This window comes from Streptomyces hainanensis (assembly GCF_004348415.1).
GTDB classification, from domain to species: Bacteria; Actinomycetota; Actinomycetes; order Streptomycetales; family Streptomycetaceae; genus Streptomyces; species Streptomyces hainanensis.
This window is the reverse complement of sequence record NZ_SMKI01000732.1, coordinates 1-2,422: the sequence shown is the minus strand read 5'-3', so window position 1 is coordinate 2,422 and position 2,422 is coordinate 1. Positions and strand designations below refer to the sequence as shown.

Here is a 2,422-nt window from a genome sequence, read left to right as displayed (position 1 = left end):
CTTCCGGGCCCTGCCCCCCGCGCCGGGCCCCGCACCGCCGCCCCGGGAGCATGACCGGGCCGTTGACGAGGTGTGTCGCCAGCTCAACGAGGAAGGACGCGCCCTGGTGATGGCCGTCACCGTCGCCGGCCGCCGGGTCTTCCGGCTGTGCACGATCAATCCGCGCATCGAACCCGCCGAGTTGCGCGGCGTCGTCGACCGCGTCGGCGAGCTCTGGCGGGCCCGCACCACGGGGCCCACCCGATGATCCGGGACGAGACCGGGAGGACCGGTCCCCGGCACCCCACCGCGCCCGGCCGTGCGACCACCGGCCGCCTCGACGCCGCGGAGCTGTGCGACCAGGCGATGCGGCTGACCGGCCTCGACGACTTCGGGGTTCCCTCCCACGAGAGCGCCCTCGCCCACCTCACCGCCTCGCTCGAGTCCCAGGCCCGGCTGAACCCCCACGGCCGCGCCGAGGTACGCGCCCTGCTGCTGGGCGCCCTGCGCACCCGCCTGCGGCTGCACGCCACGGCGCTCCCACCGCCCGACCCCGCCCTCGGCCGAGGCCCGGTGGTGCTCGTCGGCCTTCCCCGTACCGGAAGCACCCTGCTGCACGCCCTGCTCGCCCACCACCGGGCGCTGCGCGCGCCCCGGTTGTGGGAACTGCTGGCGCCCCTCACGTCACCCGGCACCTCCGAGGACCAGCTCGTCGACGCCGCGCACCGCCACGTCACCGAACACTTCAGGGCCGCCCCCGATCTGCGCCGCATCCACCCCATGTCGGCGACGGGTCCCGAGGAGTGCGAGTACCTGATGAACACGGACTTCCGCAACGCCGTGCTCGCGACCATCAGTTACCGCCTGCCCGGTTACGCCGCCTGGCTCATGGACCAGGACCTCACCGGCGCCTACCGTCTCCACCGGACCCAGCTCCGGCACATCCTCGCCCGCCGCCCCGCCCCGGCGGGCGCCCGCCTGCTGCTGAAGAGTCCCTCCCACGTCTGGCACCTGCCGGCGCTGGCCGCCGTCTACCCCCGAGCCCGCCTCGTCGTCCTGGAGCGCGAGACCGACGCCGCGATCGGTTCGGTGTGCGGCCTGACGCTGGCCGCGCGTCGCAAACGCAGCGACGACGTGGACCCGCGTGAGATCGGCCGCCAGATGACCGCCGCCACCCGCACCGCGCTCGACCGACTGCGCGCGTTCACCGCGGACCCACCGCCCGGTGTCCGCTGCCTGACCGTCACCTTCCGCGAGCTCACCGGCGCGCCGGAGGCCACCGCGGAACGCGTGAGCGAATGGCTCGGCCTGCCCGTCACGGCATCGGTCCGCGACCGCTGGCGCGCCCATCTCGCCGGGCACCCGCGGCCACGTCACGACCATCCGCGTGGCCTGTGCGGGCTGCCTCCCACCGGCGCACCGCCCGCTACCTGACGCCCTGCCACCGTCCCGTCGAGAAGAGGTGACCGCATGCCCGACGCGACAGTCCCGCCCCACCCGCTCCTCGCCTACCCGTTCGAACGGGAGCACTGCCTGTCCCCACTGCCGCACACCGGCCTGCTCGACCAGGAGCGCATGGCCCTCGTCACGATGCCCAGCGGCCACCCGGCCCACCTCGCGGTGCGCCACTCCGACGTCGTACGGGTGCTCGCCGACCGCCGCTTCAGCCGCCGCGCCATGCTCACCGCGCCCGGCGGTCCCCGCATGACCCGGGCCGACCTCGACGAGCCCAGCCTCCTGGGCCTGGACCCGCCCGACCACACCCGGGTGCGGCGGCTGTGCGCCCCCGCGCTGCGGCCCGGCGCCGTCGACGCCCTGCGGCCGGCGCTCGGCACCCGGGTGGAACGTCTCCTGGACGCGGTCGACGCGCGGGGCACGGCGAACCAGGTCGTCGACCTGCACCGGGCGTTCTCCCTGCCGCTGGCCACCGGCGTGGTCTGCGACCTGCTCGGCATACCCGAGGAACGGCGCGCGCCGCTGCTGCTCTGGTCCCGGCAGAAGCTCGCCCTCACGAGTCTGCCGCCCGACCGGGCCAGGGCCGGACACCGGGCCCTGCGCGCCCACTGGCGCCGCCTCCTGTTCGACGGTCCCGGCCCGGGAAGCGGACCCGGTCCCGGCGAGGGCCTGCTGCGCACCCTGCTCCGGAGCCACCGGGACGGGGACATCTCGCGCACCGAACTCCTGGCCACCGCCGTCAACCTGTACGTCGCCGGCCACGCCACCGCCGCGGCCACCCTCACCAACGGCCTGCTCCACCTGCTCGTCCACCGGGACCAGTGGCACGCTCTCTGTCGCTCCCCGGCCCTGATCGACGGAGCGGTCCACGAGATCCTCCGCTACGACACGATCGCCGACGCCGCCCTGCCCCGCCTGGCCACCGCCGACGTCCGCCTCGGCCACACCCTCGTCCGGGCCGGCGAGGCCGTCATCCCCTCCCACGCCC

General features: G+C 75.6%; 2 protein-coding genes and 1 pseudogene. All 3 read left to right on the top strand.

Annotated elements, in window-relative coordinates:
* Positions 1–247: pseudogene (locus E1283_RS37785) on the top strand (pyridoxal phosphate-dependent decarboxylase family protein); the annotation flags it as partial.
* On the top strand, positions 244–1,413 hold the full coding sequence (locus tag E1283_RS35325) for a sulfotransferase family protein (protein WP_132822251.1): 1,170 nt from the start codon (positions 244–246) through the stop codon (positions 1,411–1,413). The pseudogene E1283_RS37785 and the gene E1283_RS35325, both read left to right, overlap by 4 nt.
* 36 nt (positions 1,414–1,449) lie before the next feature.
* A partial coding sequence (locus E1283_RS35320) for a cytochrome P450 family protein (protein WP_132822250.1) occupies positions 1,450–2,422 on the top strand: 973 nt, incomplete at its 3' end.